The following is a 1,644-nucleotide window of genomic DNA, read 5'->3' on the forward strand; positions in this document are numbered from 1 at the left end:
AAGACAAACGCTCCATAGAAGTTTGTTGTGCTGAGTTTGCGTTGTTTAGGTAACGCTGAGCGGTCATCGCTGATACGTTTGTGTTTACATTCACTGCCATGGTGATTTCTCCAATTGATTTTCCGATGTAGCGGTTTCCGACGTCTCGGAAAACCAAGTAGTTCTCTCAAAGTTACTTTTATTAACGGCGCACGCCCTGTTTTCTTTAGAAAAAATTTTAGATTTTTTTGAAAATAATTCGTTTGGAGGGGTAATCGTGACGAAGCGGATAAAAAAGCAAAAAAACTTTCATTTTTCGCTAAAGCTTCTTTTCGAATTGTCGATAAAGGCTGATTTTGCGTTGAATTCGTGCGGGATGAACCATTAACCAAGCAGCGTCAAAGCAAGGTTTGGCGCTTGTTTTGCTTGTGCAAGAATAGAAGTACTGACCTGTTGTAAGATCTGCTGCTTCACCATTTGCGTGGTTTCTTTTGCGTAATCAGCATCTTGAATGCGGCTGTTCGAAGCCGCTAGGTTTTCGTGGATGTTATCCAGGTTGTTGATCGCGTGATTAAAGCGGTTTTGATACGCACCTAACTCAGCACGATGGCTATCAACGTACTTCATCGCAGTATCTAGGACGGCGACGGCTTGTTGCGCACCACCGACTGACGTAATGTCGATATTATCAACCGCATCGTAACCTTTTAGCTGCAGACCTAGTTCACTGGCTAAATCACCTGAAAACGATAAAGTGCCTGAAGTTTCTTCTCCAGCCATAAATAGCTGTAACTGGCCGTCTTCGTTCACAGAGGCCGTGACTTTGTCAGTTTGACCATTGATATAAGTCGCAAGCTCTTCGATATCATCGCCAGCTTTAGCATTAATTTGAATGGTTTCCGTCTCACCAAAACGATTAGTAAATGACATGCTAAGCTCATTCGCACCGTCTTTTACTTGCCAATCAGAGTTTGCGCGTCCGTTTGCAATGTAGCTGAAACCGCCCATATCAATGCCATCACTGCGCATCGACTTTAATTCAACTTGCACAGCTTCACCTGACGCTGCACCGATTTGAAATGCCAACTTACCAAAGCTGCCATTCAGAAGTTTATGCCCACCAAAAGAAGTAGTTTCCGCAATGCGGTTTAGCTCATCATTTAAAGCAGAGACCTCTTCTTGCAGCGCTGTACGTTCCGCTTTGCTGTTTGAACCGTTAGCAGATTGAAGCGATAAATCACGCATACGCTGCATGATATTAGTCACTTCATTCATCGCGCCTTCAGCAGTTTGCATGATGGAAATGCCGTCGTTCGCGTTACGCACAGCAACATCCAAACCACGCATTTGAGATTGCAGACGGTTGGAGATTTGCAGACCCGCAGCGTCATCCTTTGCGCTGTTAATACGCTTCCCTGAAGACAAACGCTCCATGGATTGGTTCAGCATGTCGGTTGCACTGGTCAAATGACGCTGTGCGACAAGTGCTGCCACATTGGTATTAACAGTGATCGCCACAAATATTGGTCCTGAAATTAAGGCTTTGGATATTTATCGACCAAATTGCAGAAAGGTTTAGGTTTTTTTGAGAAAGAGCCAGTGCTCAAAGTAATGGAAAGGGAGGAAAGACGAAAAAGCCCTCCGAGCGGAGTAATGCCGATCGGT

1 protein-coding gene and 1 pseudogene are annotated in these 1,644 nt (G+C 44.6%); both read right to left on the reverse strand.

Annotation, left to right across the window (positions count from 1 at the left end; translation table 11 throughout):
- A pseudogene (locus KIO97_RS26885) lies at positions 1 to 157 on the reverse strand (flagellin); the annotation flags it as partial.
- Between the two features lie 206 nt (positions 158 to 363).
- Positions 364 to 1,497: a flagellin gene (locus KIO97_RS26890; RefSeq protein WP_285384442.1), complete on the reverse strand. Its 1,134-nt coding sequence runs from the start codon at positions 1,495 to 1,497 to the stop codon at positions 364 to 366.
- Positions 1,498 to 1,644 lie beyond the last annotated feature (147 nt).

The sequence above is a fragment of the Vibrio sp. B181a genome, assembly GCF_030248375.1.
In the GTDB taxonomy this organism is placed as follows: Bacteria; Pseudomonadota; Gammaproteobacteria; order Enterobacterales; family Vibrionaceae; genus Vibrio; species Vibrio campbellii.